This window comes from Candidatus Zixiibacteriota bacterium (assembly GCA_016933955.1).
In the GTDB taxonomy this organism is placed as follows: domain Bacteria; phylum Zixibacteria; class MSB-5A5; order GN15; family PGXB01; genus JAFGTT01.
The window spans coordinates 1-21,456 of sequence record JAFGTT010000010.1 but is presented as its reverse complement, the minus strand read 5'-3'; the positions used below and the strand labels follow the sequence as shown (position 1 = coordinate 21,456).

The following is a 21,456-nucleotide window of genomic DNA, read 5'->3' as shown; positions in this document are numbered from 1 at the left end:
GATACATGTTCGAGAAATGGATTCGGAAATCAAAGTGGCCGGAAAATATTGTTTCACCTTTCTATTTGGCGGATTTGCGATCCGCCAGCCAGCCAACCACGACCGGAAGCCAGCAGAGATTGGCGGCGATGGTCTCAAGGGCGGTATATTTCTGGGTGGTCGGACTGAATCCAGATAAACGGACCAATAAAAGCCCGACGGGGACAATTAGAATGATCGCCAGGCTGGTCAGCATAACCGGATGACGGAAGTATTTGCCAGCGGCCGATCGCCAGGAACCTTCCTTTTTACGGAGATATATCGAGCCGGAAATATTGGCCCCGATCTGGTCCGACATGGCATAAAAATAGGGAATATAAAAGCTATCGACTCCATAGACATCGACTCCGGCCAGACGGCTTCCCCAGTCAACCAGCCAAGGAACCAGCATTCCCAGTAATTTCCCCCACCCATAGGCTTCGGCCATCGATCCGGCCGCCCGAGTCAATCGCCGGCGCAGGGAGAAGATGCCTTCAAAAAGAGATTCTCCTTCCCCGGCCAGAGTTCGGATCAACCACTGCCCGACTCCGCTTTTTTGAAAACCCAATTGATCCAGAAAGATTCCGGCAATAAAAGCCGCGATAAATCCCGGCAGGGTGAACTTCAGAAGTTCACCGAAACCTTCTTCATCGCCTTCTTCCGCCTCCAATTCAGTCGGGCCCTCACCCGGGCTGTCCGTATTTTGATGAGTCTCATACACTTAATATCTATACGCCGCGGCAAATCCGATATATGGCAAAGAAATGAAATTGAAAGTGATAATCTTATCGCCATCGACAGATCGGCTGGTTTAATTAAAATAACAGCCCTGCCTGTCGATAATTAAAATAGACATGTTGATACAGTCTTCATGCCCATAAGGTGTGATCGAAATCGGCATCAGGTATCAACATCGGCACTCTTCGGATATAAGGGACAACCTATGAATGATCGCAGAAAACATGAGCGGGCCCGTCCGGGTATCAGAATTAATGTCTTCAATCTGGACACCCGACAGCCATTCGGGAACCTGGTAGATATCTCGACCGAAGGCATTATGTTAATCGGGGATAAAAATATCACCGCTACCGGGCCGGTTCACCTCAGGCTGGAATTACCCGTGAGTATTAACGGCGTCACGGAATTAACCTTCGAGGCCTGCAATCTGTGGAGTCGCAAGGATGACGACTCCTATTATTACCGGGCCGGATTCCAGTTGAAAAACGTCTCCGATGACATCAGAAAGATTATTGAAATGCTTATCAACAGCCCGGAATTTTTGAATCTGGCCAATTATATTTCGCGCTGATCGACTTGAAATGGGATTGTATTTTTCGATTACTCGACCGGAGTGACCTCCCAGTTTTCATCAATCCATAGCTTGATAATCTCCGCCTTAAATCCCCAGCCTCTCACCAGGGCGGCCGTCTTATCCAGTTGTTTCAGCTGGATACCCCGATCCACCGGATTCCCGGCACAATCATGATGACCGGTGATGGCGATTACTTTCGAACCATGCTGTTCGACCGAAATGGCGACGCGTTCCCGAATGGCCTCGACGATCTTCATATCCCTGTTTTCCGATAGAATTTTTATCGGACCCTGGGCGGTTATTTTATCGACATGATCAACTTTGTATCTTTCCTTCATGAAGTTGATCACCGGGAGTTGTACCCGGCCGTCCATACAGTTAATAGCGGTCGCGAAGGTCCCGCGTGTCATGATCTGATCTCCTTTAAATAAACCGGTGCGACCCTCGCACCCTTTTTATAATGCAATTAAAATCCGCTACAAAATATACCGGCTCAAATCCTCACTCTGGATAATTTCCTTCAGACGTTTATCCACCAGAGCCGCGGTGATTTTGATCCGTTTGCTTTTCCCGGGAGCATCGAACATGATGTCCTCAAGAAGAGTCGACATGACCGTATGAAGCCGGCGGGCCCCGATGTTTTCGGTCTCCGTATTGACCTGCTCGGCAATCTCGGCAATACGATTAAGCGCCTTGCTTTCAAACACCAATTGAACCCCATCAGCCTCCATCAGGGCGATATACTGCTTCACCAGGGCGTTTTTGGGCTCGGAAAGAATCCTCACGAAATCCTCCGAGGTCAACGATTCCAGTTCCACCCGAATCGGAAACCGGCCCTGCAATTCGGGAATCAGGTCGGACGGTTTCGAGGAATGGAAAGCCCCGGCCGCAATGAAAAGAATATGATCGGTAATCACCATCCCGTATTTGGTCATCACCGCCGATCCCTCGACAATCGGCAGAATATCCCGCTGAACACCCTCTCTGGAGACATCGGGACCGACCTTGGATTTCTCCCCCGCGATTTTATCGATCTCATCGATAAAGATAATCCCGGCCTCCTGAGCCAGCTCAAGAGCATCGGTGATGACATCATCCATATTAACCAGCTTGGAAAGCTCCTCGGAATAGATAAATTTCCTCGCCTCGGCCACCGTCATTTTCCGCCGCTTGGTTTTCTTGGGCATCAACCCGGAAAACATTTCCTGGAAATTAATCCCCAGTTCCTCCATGCCCATCGGGGAAAAAATCTCCACCACCGGAAAACGATCCTGCGGAGCATCCAGTTCGATAATCCGCTCCTCAAGCTTGCCCTCCGCCAGTTTCTGCCGGAATTTCTCCCGAGTCCCGCTATCCTGGATTTTCGGTTCCTCGGCCTTTACTTCCTGCCCCGGCACAGGCAGAGATTTTCGATTCGGCGGTAACAGCAGATCAAGTATCTTTTCATTAGTATTTTCACGGGCTTTCTGGGCCACTTCCTCGGACCTTTTCTGCTTGACCATATTAACGGCCAGATCAACCAGATCGCGGACCATCGACTCGACATCCCGCCCGACATAGCCGACTTCGGTAAACTTCGAGGCCTCGACCTTCATAAACGGCGCCCCGGCCATATCGGCCAGACGCCGGGCGATTTCGGTTTTTCCGACCCCCGTCGGACCAATCATAAGAATATTATTGGGCAGAATTTCCCGCCCGATTTCGCCGGTCACCTCGCGGCGGCGCCAGCGATTGCGAAGGGCAATGGCGACCGATTTCTTGGCCTTATCCTGGCCGATGATATATTTGTCGAGATGTTCGACAATTTCGCGGGGAGTCAGAATTTCTTTATTGATCATTTTATGGTATCCACGGTGATATGTTCATTGGTGTAAATGCAGATTTCGGCGGTTATTTCAAGAGCCTTGCGGACGATCTCCTCGGCCGACATTTTCGGATTAAGTGCTATGATCGCCCTGGCCGCGGCCAGAGCATACGGTCCACCGGAACCGATAGCCAGAATACCGTCGTCTGGTTCGACCACCTCGCCGGTGCCCGATATGAGCAATGAATTTTTCTTATCGGCCACGGCCAGAAGAGCTTCCAGTTTTTGAAGGTACTTATCGGTCCGCCACTCTTTGGCCAGTTCGACCGCCGCCCGTGGCAGATTCCCGGCAAATTCCTCGATTTTGGCCTCGAATCGCTCGAACAGCGCCATGGCATCTGCCGCCGCCCCGGCAAACCCGGTTAGAATGGTATCTCCGTAAATCTTCCGGATTTTGATCGCCTTCGATTTCATGACCGTATCACCGAAAGTAACCTGCCCGTCGCCGCCGATGGCCACGACCCCTTTGTACCTTAAACATAATATTGTCGTTGCATGCATTCTCATAATCATTCCCTCGTGTCAGGCTCGCGGATGAGCCTTACGGTATACCGTCTTCAATTGCTCGGTGGTGACATGCGTATATTTCTGGGTGGTAGCCAGAGAACTGTGACCTAAAAGTTCCTTTATGGCCAGAATATCGGCCCCGTTTTCCAGCATATGGGTCGCGAAACTGTGACGAAGCATATGCGGCGTAACTCGCTTCCCCAACCGGGCGCAATATTTCCCGACTATCCGGTCGATCGATCGAACCGTCAGGGGTCCACCCAGGTAATTCAAAAAAAGATGACCGTGATGGTTATCCTTTCCGGAAATAAAACTCTCTCGAACGGCCAGGTAGTGTTCCAAATCCACGGCCAGTGAGGTTCCGTATGGAACCATCCGCTCTTTATTGCCCTTGCCCAGAACATTCATAATTCTTCTGGAAAAATCAATATGGCTCAGTTTCAGGCCTGCCATCTCGGCCCGTCTTATCCCGGACAGGTAAAACAGCGACACCATCATATAATCACGCCAGGCCGGATAATTATCGCGGCCGATAAGATCAAAAAGCTCTCCGGCCTCCTTCTGGGATAAAAAATCCGGGATTTTCTGGGTGTATTTAAGCCGGCCAAGTTTACAGAGATAACTCTCATATTTTTTTTCGGCGGCCAGGTACTTCTGGAAAACGGACAGGGCCGAAATAAAACCGGCCAGCGTCCGAAGCGAGATCGATTCCCGGCGTCTTCCGGCCAGGTATTTCCTTAAAAGAATAGCGGTTATTTTGGAATCCGGTGAACCGGGGGGATATTCCTGTTCAAGAAAATCAATCCAGGGGGTAAGATGGTAACGATAGGTTTCAACCGAACCCGGAGAAAGACGACGTTTTTCAGCCAGATATCTTAAATAGTTTTCAAGGGCCTTTTTGAGCATATCAAATAATACCCCATAATGATACGCAGGTCAATTAAAATTGGATTTGAGCGGAACAAATGACGACCGAAAGGATTATTCTTTTTCCTCGGTCTCCAGATAAACCTTATGCTTGCAGGTCGGACAGGCCAGATAGGTTCCTCGCTTCTGAGAAACCTTCTCGTACATATAATTATTCTGACACTGCGGACAAGTCTTATTGACCGGCTTGTACCAGGCCACAAAATCGCATTTCGGGTAATTACTGCATCCGTAAAAGACTTTTCCGCGCTTGGATCTCTTCACGACCACATCACCGCCGCATCCCTCCCGGGGGCATTTTACCCCGGTCGGAAGAGGTCTGGTTGTTTTGCAGGTCGGATAGGCCGAACAGGCCAGAAACTTGCCGAACCGCCCGGTCTTGACGACCATCGGAGAACCGCATTTCTCGCATTTCTCATCGGTCTTCACAACCTCCTCGGTCTCCCCGGCCAGAGGACGGGTCGTTTTACATTCCGGGTATCCGGAGCAGGCCAGAAAACGGCCATTGCGGCCCCATTTAATCACCATGGGAGAACCGCAATTCTCACAGATTTCTTCGGTTTTTTCCGTCAGGGATTCCTTGATTTCCTGTTGCTTGGAGGATAATGTTGCCAGCCTTTTATCGAACGGATTATAAAACTCCCGGATCACCTTGACCCAGTCGGCCTTGCCGGTTTCGATCTGATCCAGATCATCCTCCATATGCGCCGTGAACTCGACACTGAATATGGCCGGGAAACTGTCCACCAGAATCCTGTTGACCGTCCTTCCCAAATCCGTGGCAAAAAGACGACGCTCTTTGGATTCGACATATTTCCGGTCAAGTAAAGTGGAGACAATCGTGGCATAGGTCGAGGGACGCCCGATTCCCTCGGCTTCAAGTATCTTCACCAGCGTGGCCTGTGTGAAACGGGCCGGGGGTTTGGTGAAATGTTGCGATGGTTTTAATTCCACCAGATTCAGTCGGTCTCCTTCATGCAGTTGCGGAATATAATCAATCAGAGGTTCCTCGCCATTACCATTACCATTTCCATTACCGTTATCTTTTGCTTCCTGATATAATTTTAAGAACCCATCGAATTTAAGAGCCTGGGCCCTCGCGTTGAAAAGGTATTTGCCGGCGCCGATATCCACCGAAGTCGTATCATACACTCCCGGGGACATCTGGCTGGCGACAAACCTGTCCCAGATAAGGCTGTAAATTTTAAACTGCTCTTTGGTCAGCAGTTTTTTCACTTTGTCCGGAGAATGATCCATATAGGTCGGACGAATCGCCTCATGGGCATCCTGGCTTCCCTTGCGAGCTTTGTATCTGACAGCGCTCTTGGGCAGGTAGGCATCGCCGTAAGTATCCTTGATAAACACCCTTACGGCCGTCAGAGCCGATTCGGCAATCCGGGTGGAGTCGGTTCGCATATATGTAATCAGGCCGGTCGGACCCTCGTCCCCCAGTTCCACTCCTTCATAAAGTTGCTGGGCGATCATCATCGTTTTTTTGGGCGTGAAATAGAACCGGCGAGCCGCTTCCTGTTGCAGAGTGCTGGTAATAAAGGGCGGTGACGGTTTCCGTTTGCGCTCCGCTTTGGTGACCGATGATACAATAAACTCCGCCTTTTCCAGATCGGCGGCGATATTATTGGCCTGCTCTTTATTTTCTATTTTAGGTTTTTGATTGTCTATCTTGACCAGTCGGGAGAGTATCTGAACCTTATTTTTATCCGCCAGAAGAGCCTCGATTTCCCAGTATTCCTCTTCGACAAAATCACCGATAGCCTCTTCCCGCTCGCATATAATCCGAAGGGCCACCGACTGCACTCGCCCGGCCGATAAACCGTAAGCAATCGTTTTCCAGAGAAACGGCGAGACCTTATAGCCGACCAGGCGATCCAGCACCCGGCGGGCCTGCTGGGCATTGACCAGATTTTCATCGATCTCTCGCTTGTTTTTCAGCGCTTCCAGAACCGCAGACTTCGTGATTTCATTGAAAGTGACGCGCACTATTTCGCCCGTTCCTTTCAATTCCTGCGCCACGTGCCAGGCAATCGCCTCGCCTTCCCGATCCGGGTCGGGAGCCAGATAAACCGTTTCCGACTTTTGGGCCGATTCCTTCAATTTCTTGAGGACCTTGCTCTTGCCCTTTATCGTCTCATAATGGACAGAAAATCCGTTATCGGTATCTACCCCGAGTTTGGATTTCGGCAGGTCTTTAATATGACCGATGGTCGCCAGAATTTCAAAACCGCGCCCCAGAAACCTTTTGAGCGTCTTCGACTTGGCCGGCGACTCAACTATCAGGAGATTCTTTGCCATGTTCTAATCAGGAAATTTCCTCTTCTTCGGTTCTGCGAAATTTTAACTTGCCCTGGGCCAGATCCTGGAGAGCAATCGTGGTTACCTTGCGGCCATCAATCGTTATATCCTCTTCGGCCATTCTTTCCAGCTGGGCCAGCCTCATGGAATTTATCTGACGCGCCCGCTGGGCGGCAATCAGAACCGCCTCATAGCGATTTTTTGTCATTTTGTCGACATCTTTGAATGATACTCTCCCCATTATTCCTCCAATGAATTCAACTGCTCAACCAATTATTCGGCCAATTTGTTCCAGATCGAGATTATTCCTTCGGCAATGAAGGGATTTAATAATCATATCGACTTCATTGACGGCCGTTTCAAGGTCTCTGTTTATCACCGTATATTCGAATTGTTTATATAATTTCATTTCACTCAGAGCCCGCCGTTGACGAATCTTTAAATGCTTATCGTCTTCGGTTCCCCTTTGCTTTAATCGCCGCTTCAATTCGCCCCGACTGGGCGGGAGAATAAATATTTTAACGGCTTTTTCATATTCTTTTTTAAGTTTTCGCGCCCCTTTAACATCCACATCCAGAATCATCACTCCACCGTTATACAAAACCTCCTCCAGCGGTTGCCGCGGGGTTCCGTAATAAAACCGATGGACCTGGCACCATTCGGCGAATTGGCCGCGATCGCGGAGTCTCATAAACTCGGCATGATCGACAAAGAAATATTCGCGGCCATCCCTTTCATTGGGCCGCTTCGGACGGGTCGTATAAGATATCGAAAATTTCCAGCCGGACCTCCGATTTTTTTTCAGAAGACTTTGACAGATAGATGATTTCCCGCCTCCCGACGGCGAGGAAATAATGACGATCTTGCCCTTGACTTTTATGTTTTTCATGCCTTAATGAAATGTATCCGAAGACTTATTCGAGATTCTGAACCTGCTCCCTCATCTTCTCCACCTCCTCCTTCAACCCCAGCACCAGATGAGAAATTTCGGTATTGGCCGACTTGGAACCGATTGTATTGGTTTCGCGGTTCATCTCCTGGAGTATAAAATTCAATCTCTTACCCAGGGAACCGCCTTTTTTCAGGTCGGCATCGAACTGCTTCAGGTGGCTTTTAAACCGGACACACTCCTCGGTTATATCGGCCCGTTCCGCCATATACACCACTTCTTCTTCAAGGCGGGTTGTATTGAGAGCCCGGTTTTCAAGGATATCCTGAATCCTTTTGGTCAATTTCTGCCGGTATGCCGTGACATTTTCATCGGCCAGTTTTTCCACCAGACCTATTTTCCGGTTGAGAATTTTAAGCCTTCCAACCAGGTCTTTCTTAAGATTGGCGCCTTCCCTTTTTCGCATGGCGCCTAAATCCTTAAGCGCTTTTTCCACCGCCCTTTTCATTGGCGGCCAGATCCGATCCTCGATATCATCCGACTTCTCGACCTTGAAAACCTCATGAAAACCAAGCAGATGGGTCAATTCAATGGAACCGGTCAACTTATATTTTTTCTTCATCTCGGCCAACTGCCGATACATCTCATCGGCCAGCTTTCTGTTAACCACCAGCCGATCCACCCCGATCCCGTAATCTTCATAGCTGACCGCCAGATTAATCTTCCCCCGGCTGATCTGTGATGAAATAAGTTCTTTGAATTTCGCTTCAAGAAACGAAATCTGTTTTGGCAAACGAAATGAATATTCTAAAAAACGGTTGTTAACCGAGGAAATTTCCACGGAAACCGCCAGATCCTTGGTTTTGTATACGGCTTTGCCATATCCGGTCATTGAATACATATCTTAATCACCCGGTTTAGTTCGATTAGCCTGATAAAATATTAAGATTTGAGTGTTTGTCAACCCATATAACTTAAGGGCGACCTTCCGAGTTCATATTTCTGCCGCGAATAAGGCTGAAAATGATGGCCAAAGTAATAAAAAATAAAATAATATTGTAAACCGAATGGAATCCGAAAATAAACGAGGCTTGCTCTTCACCCGATTTATTCAACCCGATTTGGCGGTAATAGCTGAAAATCGAAACACTTAAACCCACCCCAACCGTTATTCCCAGGGTCCTGATGGTCGCCAGAATACCCGAGGCCGAACCAAGCTGGTATTTCTTTACCGAACCCATCAGGGTAGAGGTGTTGGGCGTTGAAAACAGGGCCATTCCGATTCCTGCAAGAAGAAGAGGAATAATAATTTGCATGGTTGTCGAGGCTCCCGTAAGAGATCTGGTGAACAAAATTCCGATCAGAAGCAGGGTGGCCCCAAGACTGGATATTACCCTGGCCTGGATTCTATCCGCCAGATAACCGGCCGGAGTGGCCAGAAAAAAACCACATATAGGAATTATGGATAGAAACAACCCAACCTGCTCAGGCGACAGTTTCTTGACCTCTTCCAGATAAAATGGCATCAACACCGTTATGGAACTGAGGGAAATAAATATCAACAACATAGCCGCACCCGAAAAACTGAAAACCCGATTCTTGAATATTTCTACCCCGATTAATCTTGTCTCCGGCCGGCTTTCAAAATAAAAAAAGACCATCAGAAACAGGCTGGAAACAAATATTAATACTATTATATATGCAATACTAATTATATCCCGGCTGAATAAAAGCAAGGTAATCATTAGCGTTAACAGCCCGACCGAGAGAAACACGGCACCGGGAATGCTGATTTTTTTATCCGGATCGGTAACGGGAAAATCTGACAGACATTTTATGGCGTAGTAAACACCAAATATACTGACCGGGATATTGACCCAGAAAATCCAGCGCCATCCGATAAGTCCGATTATAAACCCGCCCAGCGGCGGACCGAGCATCAGACCGGTTGAAACCACCATCCCGATCACTCCCAAGGCGCGCCCTCGTTCCGATGCCGGGAAACTGTGGGTAATCAACGCCGGCCCGATTGATATCAACAGGGCTCCGCCGACACCCTGCAAAACCCGCGACAGGATTAACATGTATATATTAAAAGAAACCCCGCAAAGGAAAGAACCGATCCCGAAAATGGCAAAGCCATACTTGTACGAAAACTGAAAGCCCTTTTTCTCCGACCAGGCCCCGAAAATCATTAAAAGCGAAAATAGCGCAATGGAATATGATAAAATTACCCAGCCAACCATGGTTATACTGGTAATCAATTCCCGGCTGATAGTCGGCAAAGAAACATTGACTATCGAAGAATCCAGGGTCGCCATAAAGGTCCCCACCCCGGAAGTTATCAGCACTTTTCTTCGAAATTTCGAATAATCTTCCAAACCGTCTGCCGCCATATACAAACTGTTGTCTTAAAAACAGTTGACAACACAGGGTTGAATCATAATCTTTTAGCCGGTTAGAGTCAATGATTTAGTTTTAAACGGTATTGGTATCTTGACGTCTAATAATTGCCGACAGGAATGCCGGTGTCAATGAACGATGATCTTAAACTGCTGATCGAAAGACTGATCAGCAATGACCGGGGGGCCTTTGCCGAACTGGTCAGGAGGTATGGAAAGAAAATATATTCGATCGCCTATCGAATGCTGGGAAATCATCTTGATGCTGACGAAGTAACGCAGGAGACTTTCGTAAGGCTCTATGAACGAAGACAGGAATTAGGCTCCATAAAATATTTTTCCAGTTTTATTTTGCGTATTGCCACTAATTATTCAATCGATATGATTCGCAGGCGTCGAAAAAATTTCGTTTCGGTTGACGATCTGGCTTTTCTGCCGGAAGTTCAAAAAGAACTGGCCGAGCGAATCGTCAGCCCGGATCAGAGCCTCGAGAATACCGAAATCGCGGCGGCCATTAAGGAAGCTATTCAGGATCTGCCGCCCAAACAAAAGATGGCGATTATCCTGCATGATATTGAGGGATTTTCCAAACAGGAAATCGCCCGGTCTCTGGGGTGTCCCCAGGCTACGGTCCGATCAAATCTTCATATCGCAAGAACAAAATTGAAAAAATGGATCAGAAAAAAAATATAGACGGTTTTACCATGAATTGCAATCGGGCCATTGAGTACTTCGATGACTACCTCGCCAATTGTATTTCGGACGCTGACCGCGAACGTCTGCAGAATCATCTGGAGTTATGCGCGGTCTGTCGCGAAGAGCTGGACAGAGAACGAACCCTGCTGGCTATTCTCAAATCGGACACTATTCCCGACCCCGGCCAGCTTTACTGGGACGGCCTGGAACAATCCATCTTCGATCGCGTCAGGATCAATGAGGTCAGCTCATGGAACAGCCTGCCCGTTTCTACCGCCGAGGATTCATCATCATGGAAAAGTATCCTGATTCCCCTGGCCGCCTCTCTGGTGTTTTTGTTTGTCTCCCTGTCCATTGACAGCTTTGTCCCGAATAAACCGGGGACCTTACAAACCAGTCTTGAATCCGATGAATTTAAAACCGAATCATTAATTTTAAACATAAAACCCGACTCCGACATTCTTGGATCCATGATGATGTCCCCGCCGGGTTCCATGGGCGGACATCTGATGGCAGGTCACTTCGGCATAAACTTGTGAGGTATGAGACCATGAAACTCAAACCCGTAATTATGATAATGATCCTTGCCTTCGAATTATTGATACTGACCGGCTGTGAATCGGGGCCAAAGGAAGTTAAGCTTGCCTATAAATTCCCGACCGATAAAAAATTTCATTATAAATACGATGGTGAAATCAATTCCACCATTTATGAAAACGGGAAGCTGGTCGATTCAGGAGAAAAGCCTCAGAAAATATCCTATACCATGGAAACGGCCGCCATCACGGATGACGGCAATGGCCGTTTGCACTATGTTTACAGCACCGAGCCTTCCGGAGCCAATGAGATCGCGCCCGCTTCCGCAGTATCCGATTCCGGGGTCTGGAGTACCGATTTTGTAATGGATCCCCGCGGGAGAATAATCGACATCATCGCCGGGGATGAAACCTCCGCGGAAACCATCGATTATTATAAAAAATTGTTCGAACAAACCTCACCGATGTACCCCGAGGAACCGGTTTCGGTCGGTTATAACTGGAATCATACCGTTAAGGCGGTGTTGAACACAGGAACCACCGATGCCTCGACGACCTATAAAATCAAAGCCCTGGTCAGGGAGGCCGGTTATGATTGCGCCGTTATCGAATATAAGGGAACCATGTTCATTCCTCTGGCCGACAACCTTTCAAAAGATCCGGACATTACTGCCAGCGGTCATGACCGTATCGATGTCGAGGGGGTCGTTTATTTCGCCTACACCCTGGGTACGATTGTCCGCGAGGAGGAAACCTCGCATGTGGTCCGGGAAGGTATTCTAACCCGCGGCAAACAGGAAATTAACTTTAAAATCGATGAGATCAGAAATTTCACAAGCCGCCTTGTTGAAATTGAAAATTTGTAACCTGATAATAAAATAGCCCAAAAAGAGTGGTCGGAATCGACCGCTTTTTTTTATTTTGATGAGGCCTATTTATCCGGTAAATTTCCTAATATGATCCGACGGGTTTTATTAATAATTCTTGATGCCTGCGGGATCGGCGAATTGCCCGATGCTGAAGCCTATGGCGACACCGGAGCGGCCACTCTGCCCAATATCGCCCTTGAGAAGGGAGGGTTGCATATGCCCCACTCCCGGCGACTGGGTCTGGGCAATATCGTCCCCATCACCGGGATTGAACCGGTTGTATCTCCCGCCGCCTGTTACGGCCGCATGACGGAGCAATCCCCCGGCAAAGACTCTACCTCCGGCCACTGGGAAATCGGCGGAATAATTCTCGAACAGCCTTTCCCGGTTTATCCAAATGGTTTTCCACCCGACCTGGTGGCAGAATTCGAAAAGCGTGCCGGTGTGAAAACCATCGGCAATTACCCGGCCAGCGGAACGGAGATTATCAAAAAACTCGGTGAGCGGCATCTTGAAACCGGCGCTCTGATTTTATATACCTCGGCCGATTCGGTTTTTCAACTGGCCGCTCATGAAGATGTAATCCCCCTCGATCGCCTTTACGAGATATGCCTCATAGCCCGGGAACTTCTTACCGGCCCCCATGCCGTGGGTCGTGTTATTGCCAGGCCTTTTATCGGTCAACCGGGGGATTTCAACCGGACTCCCAACCGGCGCGATTTTTCCCTGCCGCCACCGCAGGATACTATCCTCGACAAATTGAAAGCCGCCCGGATACCGACTGTATCGGTCGGGAAAATATCCGACCTCTTTGCCTCCCGCGGTTTCAGCCGGGCCGTTAAAACCGGGAACAATACCGAAGTCATCGATAAAGTGATTGACGAAATATCTTTAACCGAATATGGTTTGATATTTGCCAACCTGGTCGATTTCGATATGCTCTGGGGACATCGCAATGACACCGAAGCCTTCGCGCGCGGCCTGGAGTATTTCGATTCCCGGTTACCGGAGATTCTCGATATTATGAAAACCGATGATTTGCTGATTATCACCGCCGATCATGGTTGCGACCCCACCCTGAAAAACTCCACCGATCATACCCGGGAGTATGTCCCTCTTCTCGTTTACGGCAGGGAGATAAAACCCGGAGTTAATCTGGAGACCAGAACCACTTTTGCCGATATCGCTCAAACCCTTGCGGAAATATTCCGGATCGACTATACTTTCCCGGGAACAAGTTTTTTAAAAGATATAGAGAAAAAACCGGCTTAGCGCGTATTGAGATATGATCGACAACCTGAATAAATATTTCGACCATTCACTGTTGACCTCGGAGACCGACCACCACGCTATTATCAAACTGTGCCGTGAAGCGGTTGAAAATGATTTCTATGGTATTGCCATTAATCCTTGCTGGGTAACTCAGGCCCATAGGGAGTTATCCGGCGCCCCGGTCAAGATCATATCGGTGGCCGGATTTCCCCTCTCGGCTAATACCACCGCCATTAAAATCGCCGAGGCGGTCCGGGCCGTCGAGGACGGCGCCGATGAAATCGACATGGTTGCCAATATCGGCTGGATGGTTTCCGGGGAATATGATAAAGTCGAGGACGAAATCTCACAGGTAAGGAAACATCTTCCGAAAGAATGCCTGCTTAAAGTCATTATTGAAACGCCCAAAATCACCCCGACCATAAGGGATACAGCGGTGGAAGCTATAGTCAACGCCGGAGCGGATTACGCAAAAACGGCCACCGGATTTTTTGGCGGTGCAACAACCGATGATGTTGCCGGGTTATACAAGGCGGCCTCCGGAAGAATCAAGGTTAAAGCGTCCGGGGGCATCCGGACCCTGGGCGATACCCTGGCCATGATCGAAGCCGGCGCTCAGCGTATCGGTTCCTCGGCATCGGTCAACATAATGAATGAATATCTTGCCATCCGGAGCAGGCACTAAATGAACATGCCGAATGAAGGAGATTCTAATACTCCCCGGCGGCCCCATATCGGGGTTCTGTTCAAATGTTGCCGCATATATTCACGGATTTATTTGAATAAAAAAGGAGATGCCTTCGTCGGATGGTGTCCGAAATGCGCCGCCAAAATGGAAGTCCGGGTTTCCCCTCTGGGATCAAAAAGCAAATTTTTTACGGCCGAATAGAATAATTGATGTTGCTGAAGAAAAGTAAAATCGTGGTGGTTCCGCTGGGCGATGTAGATTTCATGATGGTCAACCGGCTGGCTACCAGTATCGGTCCGATTTTCGGCCGCTCGGTGGATATTCTCAAAGGCATGAAAATCCCGGAGGAAGCCTACAATGTCATCCGCTCCCAGCATTACGCCAGCATCATCCTGGCCAAACTGGAACGGGTCAAGGCCAACTCACGGGAGCTGATTCTCGGCGTTTGCGAGGAAGATATTTATCTACCCGATGAGCCTTTTGTTCTCGGGTATTCCGATATCGTGCTGGGAACGGCCGTGATATCATTATTTAAACTACGCCAGGAATTTTACGGTCTGCCTGAAAACGACATGAAGGTGTACGATCGGCTATTCAAGCAATCGATTCATCAACTGTCGCACCTGTTCGAAATTCCCAGTTGTCGGAATCCCAAATGTATCAACTACTACAGCCAGGATATGCTCGATATCGATCGCAAGGGTGAAAAATTCTGTGATATCTGCCAGCGTCGCCTGACGGGGATTAACTGAATAACATGAACCTGCCGCAGATTCTTGAGTCATTTAAAACCGATCCGGCCATTGCCGGGAATATCGTGCACTGGGAAATCTTCCCGCCCAAACCGGGAGAATTCCGCGAATTCCCGGACTTTCTCGATGAAAAACTGGTGCGTGTGCTGAAAACACGGGGAATTCAGAAGCTGTACTCCCACCAGCGCGAAGCTGTCGACAGCATCCATGATAATAGAGATACCGTGATAGTCACTCCGACGGCCTCGGGCAAAACCCTCTGTTACAATTTGCCGGTGCTCGACAGTATCATCAAAAACAAATCGACTCGCGCTCTCTACCTCTTCCCCACCAAGGCCCTTTCACAGGATCAACTGGCCGAATTGACCGGCTTGATCGATACTCTTGATGTCGATATCAGGACCTTCACCTACGATGGCGACACTCCTCAGACCGCCCGGCGATTGATCCGATCGGCCGGACACATTGTCGTCACCAATCCCGATATGCTCCATACCGGTATCCTGCCCCATCACACCCGGTGGATCAAATTGTTTGAGAATCTCAAGTATGTCGTCATCGATGAGATTCATCATTATCGCGGTATTTTCGGATCGCACCTCTCCAATGTCATTCGGCGGTTGCGAAGAATCTGCCGCTTCTACGGCTCCGACCCGATTTTTATCGCCTCCTCGGCCACCATTGCCAATCCCGCCGAGCTGGCCGAAAAAATCACCGGAAAGAAAGTCAGACTGATCGACAACAACGGTGCCCCGACCGGGGAAAAATACTTCATATTATATAATCCGCCGATCGTCAATCGCCAGCTCGGAATACGAAAATCATCCCTGACCGAAAGCCTGTCACTGGCCGAATATTTTATACGGGAGAGAATTCAAACCATTATTTTCGCCCATTACCGCCTCCAGGTCGAAATCTTGCTGTCATACTTAAGAGAGAAATTCGCCGAACCTTTCGGAAAAAATATTCGCGTGGCCGGATACCGGGGAGGATATTTGCCCAATCAACGCCGCGAGATCGAAGCGGGCTTGAGAAACGGAGCCATTACCGGGGTGGTCTCGACCAATGCCCTCGAACTCGGGATCGATATCGGCGCCCTTGATGTTTCCATCATCTGCGGTTATCCGGGTTCCATTGCCTCGGTCTGGCAACAGGCGGGACGGGCCGGACGGCGTTCGGGAATTTCGTTGACTATTTTCGTGGCCAACAGCTCGGCCATCAACCAGTTCCTGGCCCGCGATCCGCACTACCTGCTCAAACGGACCCCGGAGATGGGTATCATTGACCCCGACAACCTGATCATCAGCGCCAATCATATCAAATGTGCCAGTTTCGAATTACCGCTGTCCGTCGATGAAACCTTCCGCCCCGATGGCACCGGGGAAATTCTTGATTATCTCGAATCACAGAATATCCTCCGGAAATCGGGCGGCAAATATCACTGGTCATCGGAAATCTACCCCGCCCAGGGGGTGTCGCTTCGCTCAGCCTCGCCCGAAAATTTCGTCATCCTCAACGAGACCGACAACAACCGTGTGATAGGTGAAATCGATTATTATTCGGCCCCGATTTTCCTGCACCCCGAGGCGATTTATCTCCATGATGCCGACCAGTACCAGGTCACCGAACTCGACTGGGAGGGACGGAAAGCCTATGTCAAAGAAACCGAAGTCGATTACTATACCGACGCCGAAACCAAAACCGATCTGAAAGTCCTTTCCGTAGCCGATCAAAAACAATCCGGCGATTGCCGGATGGCCTGGGGTGAAGTCAAAGTGACTTCAGTCACGGTGCTGTTCAAAAAAATCAAGTTCCACACCCATGAAAATGTCGGTTCCGGCAAACTCAATTTACCCGAACTGGAATTAAGCACTCATTCTTTCTGGTACTCCTTCCCCGGTGATATCCGTTTCCGGATCAATCTTGAGGGCGAGCAGTTCGGCGGCTCCCTGAGAGGCGTGGCCAATATCCTCGGCAAGATTGCCCCGTTGTGGATGATGTGCGATCCGCATGACCTGCGCTCGATCTCGCAGGTCCGTTCACCCTTCACCGAGTTGCCGACCATATACATATATGAAAATATTCCCGAGGGGGTCGGGTATTCGGAAAAGTTGTTCAATATCTCCGATGACCTTTTCCGGGCCTGTCTGGAGCAGGTTGGCGGATGTCCCTGTCAGGGAGGATGTCCCTCGTGTGTCGGCCCTGAGATGGAAGTGGGTGAATTCGGCAAGAATGGGACGATCCGCATGTTACGCTTTATGCTGGGACTATCTTAAGAAAAAACGTATTTTCAATAAAGTGACAGGATCACGAATTCCGAAAAACAGGAGGCTTCCATGAAGAGTTTTATGTCTCTTCGGCTGTACAAGATGATGGTATTTCTGCCAATGGTTCTGACTCTATTTGGCGTTATTTTTATCATGATTAATCAGCCTGACGGGTATTACTATCCGGCCCTGTGGACCGGCGCCGTTGCCTGGATTTCCCTGAGTTTCGTTTACAAAATAATTCATTCGGGAAAAGCTGACCCAGGAACAAAATCACTGCCGATTTTTAGGATTTGCGGATCAGTATGTTCCATACTTACAGGGGCTTTTGGATTTTTTGTTCCATGTATCAATATGCCGGAATGGAAAGGGTATCTTGCCATTGCCTGGTGCATAATTCTCATGATTTCAGGTTTGTTGTTGCTGATCGCTCCGATGCTGTTTCAAACAAGAGGCAATCAACCAATTGGTACGGATAAGACCTGATAACATATCAAGGTCGAATGGCCCGGTTATTGAGATTCTGTTATTCACTCAAAAGACGGATAAAATTCTCAATAGCACTCCATCCAATTAAAAAAAGTCTCCGGTACATGACTTTGAATGCCCGATTGATCCAGTATCCTATGTTTACTTTAGTCGATTCGGGCCCCTGGTTCTAATGCCGGCCAATCAGAATAAACAACAAGCCCGCCATGCCCGCCAGAAAAATGATTATCCCGGCAATGGTCAGGCCGAGGACATTGGATGATAATCCGGTATTGGTGCGATATGGATCCGCATTTAAAAACTGATCCCCGGCCCGCTTTTCCACCCGGCGTTTGAACCGTATCCGATAGTCATCGAATTTTTCCAAAAGCTCCCAGCCGGCTTTGGCTTCCTCATCACAAACCTTCCGCACCTCTTCGTATTTTTTGAATTTGCCGGTTGCGCTTCGAACGATTTTAAATTCCCATCCGTCCATATCATCCTTATCGTACCCGGTCATATCTTCCTCCTCCTGTCTTTTCCTGGCGGCCTCTCGGGCCGCAATTATCGCGGCCATCGAGGCGGCCGTTCCGCCGCCGGTAACTGCTCCGCCCATATTAATTCTCCTTGTTTATCTAATATACTATGATTTCAGGCAAAATATTCAGGAAACCGAGTATTCTGAATGATTGTTACAATTATAATTGAAAGCGAATCTGTTTTTGGGTATAAAGAAGAGACAGATATGATGACAAATTATCGGAAAGGAAATCTCTATGAATACAGTTGATTACGCCCTGCCCCATGTTCAGGAGGCTCAACAAGCCTTGATAACCAAAGTCTACGGCTGGATGTGTCTGGCTCTGGCTATTACTGCCCTGGTTGCCATGTACACCGCATCGGCACAAGGCCTTCTGGGTTTTGTGTACCAGAATCGAATCGTCTTTTTCGGCCTGATTATCGCCGAACTGGTCGCCGTGGTCTTCCTCACCGCACGGATACACAAAATGTCGGCCCTGACCGCCACTTCGGTTTTCATCGCCTATTCAATTCTTAACGGGCTGACTCTTTCGGTTATATTCGTCCTCTACACCGGGGCCTCGATCGCTTCTACTTTCTTTGTTACGGCCGGAACCTTCGGTATTATGAGCTTCTATGGATATGTTACCAAACGGGACCTGACCACTATCGGTAACCTGGCTTTCATGGCCCTGATCGGTCTGATAATCGCCTCGCTGGTTAATTTATTTCTCCACAATCAAACGCTGTACTGGATCGTGACTTTTGTCGGTGTCCTGGTCTTTGTCGGCCTGACGGCTTATGATACTCAGAAAATCAAACAGGGCGGTTTTGTCGCGGGTGAAGGCGAGGAAACCGAACGCAAAAACTCCATTATCGGGGCCCTGAGACTTTATCTTGATTTCATCAATCTGTTTCTAATGTTGCTTCGAATAATGGGCCGCCGCAATTAGAAAATATCCGGCATCCCGCAACTGCCGTGGATTGGGTTTTCAATCCTGAGATTAAACAGTTCACGTTACGGCCCCGATATATCAGCTTACGAGAAAATAAGCTTTCCGGCGCATTCACGAGAAATCCGACAACATGGTTAAACCGCCCACACGGGCCAAACAGGCATTAAAGCTCATTCATCATAAGATAGTACTCGAACATAATCGGGTAGGACTCGCCGAAATCCTCCGACCCCGACCCTTCGTCCTCCGAATTAGTCTGCGGGGGCATATTGAAAATCACATGCATACCAAGCACCGACGCTTCAAGGTAACGATAGGCGTCAATAGTCATGACGGCATCATCACACTGCATCGTGAAATCCACCGGATAAGTGGCCGGGCTGACCGGTAATATCTGGAATACGAAATTATCGCCGAAAGTCGTCCCCGACACATACATCGGAAACTCGGGAGCATTGATACTCAACAGAGCGCAATCGGTCGGAGAAACCGTCACATGGTGATAACCCGTCCCCTCGCCGGTGATTTGCCCGTCCTCACCGACATTGAATATGTAACCGAAATATATCGAGTCATGGAACGTCCAGGTCCCCGGGGAATGATCGAACACATAGTATCCGTAACCGGCCCAGCCTTCATCCTTTACGGCATCAATATTGGCACTGGCCTCGATATCCTGTTCGCTGTTGTTGCGGCAGGCGGTAAACGATGCCGTGACCACAATCTGGCCGCTGTCGGTGGCCGTCAGCGTAGCCTTCGAGGTCCCGTGGCTGGATGATCCCGAAACGACCGAGGAAACATCGAGATACCCCGGACCGGTTGTTGACAGATTTATCATGGCACCGTCCTCCGGAGCGTTATCGCAATCGAAATCAATCTGGATCTCCGTGGTCGGATTATCCGAAGCCACATCGATCACATCCGGATTGGCCCACACTCGTAACGCCACATCGTCATGGTTCCAGTAAATTTCCGCCCGTAGTCTGGCATACATTCCGTTGAGTTCATTGGTCAGAACCTGTTCGTATATTTCCATCCGGTCCCATTCCGTGGTCCAGCCCTCCACCTCCCGTTCCAGATTAAGGTTTATTTCGTCCTAGTGATATTCGAAATAAAATTTCCTTTTCACCACACTCATACAACAACCGTCGGATTCGCCCCCCTCTACGATCTTTGAATCCTGCCAGGTATCATACAAATCGACGAACTCGTAAAAGGCCGCTTCCGGCCCTTTCTCCCAGGCAAAACCATCGAATAATCCGCCGCCGCCAACCGAACCCCAGACCGTATGGTGGGAAAAATGAGTCACCTCGGCGCTGACCGACATTCCCCCTGCCTGTACCTCCGCGAAAACTCCTTCACATTGCCAGCAGGAATCCTCCGGCACCCAGGAAAATAACGGCAGGCTGTCGCCCGCGGTAAGTTGAGTATCGATCGGGAATGTTATCGTTACCGGGGTATTGAACTGCTGGCCGTCCGGTCCCAGTTCAATCGCTCCGTACAACCCCAAACCGTACGACAGCAGGCTGTCAGGTAAATCATCAATTTCACTGATAGTCTTGACACTGACGGTTATATCGGCGTCGAGCGCCCCGGCCGGGATGACTACCGATGAACCGTCGCCATCGGAAACCGTGCCCCCTTCCGGCCCGACCACATTGGAGCCATTGTTGTTGTTATTGGAATCGGTCCCCTTGTCGTCACCGCAGTTGAAAACCACAACCGCCGTCAGCAGTAAAATAACCGCCAGCAGAAGAAATCTCAGTTTCGGACGATAATCGCCTTCGACACAATCTCGCATCGGTTCCTCCCGGATTTTGATAAGTCAATTCACGGTTGCATTATAGCATACTTCATCCGGTAATGCTATTAGTAACAGGATATACAACCCGGGATTTCCCGGATGGAGTTTTCAAAAACACACGATATCCCCTTCAATATTTCAATTATAAAGGATAATCCCGATTTGTCAATCACCTTTTCCTCCTGCGATTAATCGACTCTCTTCTTCTTGCTATTCCCACTCTTCTTCTTGCTATTCCCACTCTTCTTCTTGCTATTCCCACTCTCCTTCCTGTCATTCCTTCCCCTTTCATGTCATTCCCATTCCCATTTTGTCATTCCCGAAAAAAGTCTGTTATTCCCGGCTCTTCTATGTCATTCCCGACCCCCTTTTCCATCATTCCCTTCCCTTTTCCGTCATT

The 21,456-nt window shown here is 49.1% G+C and carries 23 protein-coding genes; 10 read left to right on the top strand and 13 right to left on the bottom strand.

From position 1 onward, the window contains the following. Window positions 1-61: 61 nt before the first annotated feature. The gene (locus tag JXQ28_02970; GenBank protein ID MBN2276689.1) at window positions 62-688 is read right to left on the bottom strand and encodes a hypothetical protein; all 627 of its coding nucleotides are present in this window, start codon (window positions 686-688) and stop codon (window positions 62-64) included. A gap of 273 nt (window positions 689-961) precedes the next feature. Between JXQ28_02970 and JXQ28_02965 the strand changes: the two genes are divergently transcribed. After that, a complete protein-coding gene (locus JXQ28_02965; GenBank protein MBN2276688.1) occupies window positions 962-1,327 on the top strand; it encodes a PilZ domain-containing protein in 366 nt (121 codons plus the stop codon). 29 nt (window positions 1,328-1,356) lie between these two features. Here the strand turns inward: JXQ28_02965 and JXQ28_02960 are convergent, their stop codons facing one another. The 9 genes from JXQ28_02960 to JXQ28_02920 all read right to left on the bottom strand — a co-directional run bounded on the left by JXQ28_02960 (window position 1,357) and on the right by JXQ28_02920 (window position 10,208). Beyond that, window positions 1,357-1,740: a hypothetical protein gene (locus JXQ28_02960; GenBank protein MBN2276687.1), complete on the bottom strand. Its 384-nt coding sequence runs from the start codon at window positions 1,738-1,740 to the stop codon at window positions 1,357-1,359. A gap of 66 nt (window positions 1,741-1,806) precedes the next feature. Further along, a complete protein-coding gene (hslU, locus tag JXQ28_02955) occupies window positions 1,807-3,168 on the bottom strand; it encodes an ATP-dependent protease ATPase subunit HslU (GenBank protein ID MBN2276686.1) in 1,362 nt (453 codons plus the stop codon). Continuing rightward, window positions 3,165-3,704 carry an ATP-dependent protease subunit HslV gene (gene hslV / locus JXQ28_02950; protein ID MBN2276685.1) on the bottom strand — a complete coding sequence of 180 codons (540 nt, stop codon included), beginning with the start codon at window positions 3,702-3,704 and terminating at the stop codon, window positions 3,165-3,167. The genes hslU and hslV overlap by 4 nt, the downstream gene beginning before the upstream one ends. A gap of 12 nt (window positions 3,705-3,716) precedes the next feature. Beyond that, on the bottom strand, window positions 3,717-4,607 hold the full coding sequence (locus JXQ28_02945) for a tyrosine-type recombinase/integrase (protein MBN2276684.1): 891 nt from the start codon (window positions 4,605-4,607) through the stop codon (window positions 3,717-3,719). A gap of 75 nt (window positions 4,608-4,682) precedes the next feature. Continuing rightward, on the bottom strand, window positions 4,683-6,938 hold the full coding sequence (topA, locus tag JXQ28_02940; GenBank protein MBN2276683.1) for a type I DNA topoisomerase: 2,256 nt from the start codon (window positions 6,936-6,938) through the stop codon (window positions 4,683-4,685). A 7-nt stretch (window positions 6,939-6,945) separates the two neighbouring features. Then, on the bottom strand, window positions 6,946-7,179 hold the full coding sequence (rpoZ, locus tag JXQ28_02935) for a DNA-directed RNA polymerase subunit omega (protein MBN2276682.1): 234 nt from the start codon (window positions 7,177-7,179) through the stop codon (window positions 6,946-6,948). Between the two features lie 24 nt (window positions 7,180-7,203). Continuing rightward, complete coding sequence (gene gmk, locus JXQ28_02930; protein ID MBN2276681.1) at window positions 7,204-7,827, bottom strand: guanylate kinase; 624 nt, start codon at window positions 7,825-7,827, stop codon at window positions 7,204-7,206. 25 nt (window positions 7,828-7,852) lie between these two features. After that, window positions 7,853-8,728, bottom strand: coding sequence for a YicC family protein (locus tag JXQ28_02925; protein ID MBN2276680.1), 876 nt, complete (start codon window positions 8,726-8,728; stop codon window positions 7,853-7,855). 73 nt (window positions 8,729-8,801) lie between these two features. After that, on the bottom strand, window positions 8,802-10,208 hold the full coding sequence (locus JXQ28_02920) for an MFS transporter (protein MBN2276679.1): 1,407 nt from the start codon (window positions 10,206-10,208) through the stop codon (window positions 8,802-8,804). 153 nt (window positions 10,209-10,361) lie between these two features. Between JXQ28_02920 and JXQ28_02915 the strand changes: the two genes are divergently transcribed. The 8 genes from JXQ28_02915 (at window position 10,362) to JXQ28_02880 (ending at window position 17,795) form a co-directional block, all read left to right on the top strand. Continuing rightward, window positions 10,362-10,922 (top strand): sigma-70 family RNA polymerase sigma factor, encoded by a 561-nt coding sequence (locus JXQ28_02915; GenBank protein ID MBN2276678.1) that lies wholly within the window; start codon window positions 10,362-10,364, stop codon window positions 10,920-10,922. Further along, entirely contained in the window at window positions 10,901-11,464 is a 564-nt protein-coding gene (locus JXQ28_02910; GenBank protein ID MBN2276677.1) for a zf-HC2 domain-containing protein, read from the top strand. Before JXQ28_02915 ends, JXQ28_02910 begins: the two co-directional genes overlap by 22 nt. An 11-nt stretch (window positions 11,465-11,475) precedes the next feature. Continuing rightward, window positions 11,476-12,327 carry a hypothetical protein gene (locus tag JXQ28_02905; GenBank protein ID MBN2276676.1) on the top strand — a complete coding sequence of 284 codons (852 nt, stop codon included), beginning with the start codon at window positions 11,476-11,478 and terminating at the stop codon, window positions 12,325-12,327. 90 nt (window positions 12,328-12,417) lie between these two features. Further along, complete coding sequence (locus JXQ28_02900; protein MBN2276675.1) at window positions 12,418-13,602, top strand: phosphopentomutase; 1,185 nt, start codon at window positions 12,418-12,420, stop codon at window positions 13,600-13,602. Between the two features lie 13 nt (window positions 13,603-13,615). Continuing rightward, window positions 13,616-14,287, top strand: coding sequence for a deoxyribose-phosphate aldolase (gene deoC, locus JXQ28_02895; protein ID MBN2276674.1), 672 nt, complete (start codon window positions 13,616-13,618; stop codon window positions 14,285-14,287). Between the two features lie 212 nt (window positions 14,288-14,499). Beyond that, window positions 14,500-15,042, top strand: a complete 543-nt coding sequence (locus JXQ28_02890; GenBank protein MBN2276673.1) for a hypothetical protein — start codon at window positions 14,500-14,502, stop codon at window positions 15,040-15,042. Window positions 15,043-15,047: 5 nt separating this feature from the next. Continuing rightward, window positions 15,048-17,318 carry a DEAD/DEAH box helicase gene (locus JXQ28_02885; protein MBN2276672.1) on the top strand — a complete coding sequence of 757 codons (2,271 nt, stop codon included), beginning with the start codon at window positions 15,048-15,050 and terminating at the stop codon, window positions 17,316-17,318. 60 nt (window positions 17,319-17,378) lie between these two features. Then, window positions 17,379-17,795 carry a hypothetical protein gene (locus JXQ28_02880; GenBank protein MBN2276671.1) on the top strand — a complete coding sequence of 139 codons (417 nt, stop codon included), beginning with the start codon at window positions 17,379-17,381 and terminating at the stop codon, window positions 17,793-17,795. A gap of 172 nt (window positions 17,796-17,967) precedes the next feature. Here the strand turns inward: JXQ28_02880 and JXQ28_02875 are convergent, their stop codons facing one another. Next, on the bottom strand, window positions 17,968-18,393 hold the full coding sequence (locus tag JXQ28_02875) for a hypothetical protein (GenBank protein MBN2276670.1): 426 nt from the start codon (window positions 18,391-18,393) through the stop codon (window positions 17,968-17,970). 160 nt (window positions 18,394-18,553) lie between these two features. On the opposite strand from JXQ28_02875, the gene JXQ28_02870 reads away from it, so the two are divergent. Beyond that, entirely contained in the window at window positions 18,554-19,249 is a 696-nt protein-coding gene (locus JXQ28_02870) for a Bax inhibitor-1/YccA family protein (protein ID MBN2276669.1), read from the top strand. A gap of 166 nt (window positions 19,250-19,415) precedes the next feature. On the opposite strand, the gene JXQ28_02865 is transcribed toward JXQ28_02870, so the two are convergent. Beyond that, complete coding sequence (locus JXQ28_02865; protein MBN2276668.1) at window positions 19,416-20,288, bottom strand: hypothetical protein; 873 nt, start codon at window positions 20,286-20,288, stop codon at window positions 19,416-19,418. Window positions 20,289-20,348: 60 nt separating this feature from the next. Continuing rightward, window positions 20,349-21,053 (bottom strand): hypothetical protein, encoded by a 705-nt coding sequence (locus JXQ28_02860; protein ID MBN2276667.1) that lies wholly within the window; start codon window positions 21,051-21,053, stop codon window positions 20,349-20,351. Window positions 21,054-21,456 lie beyond the last annotated feature (403 nt).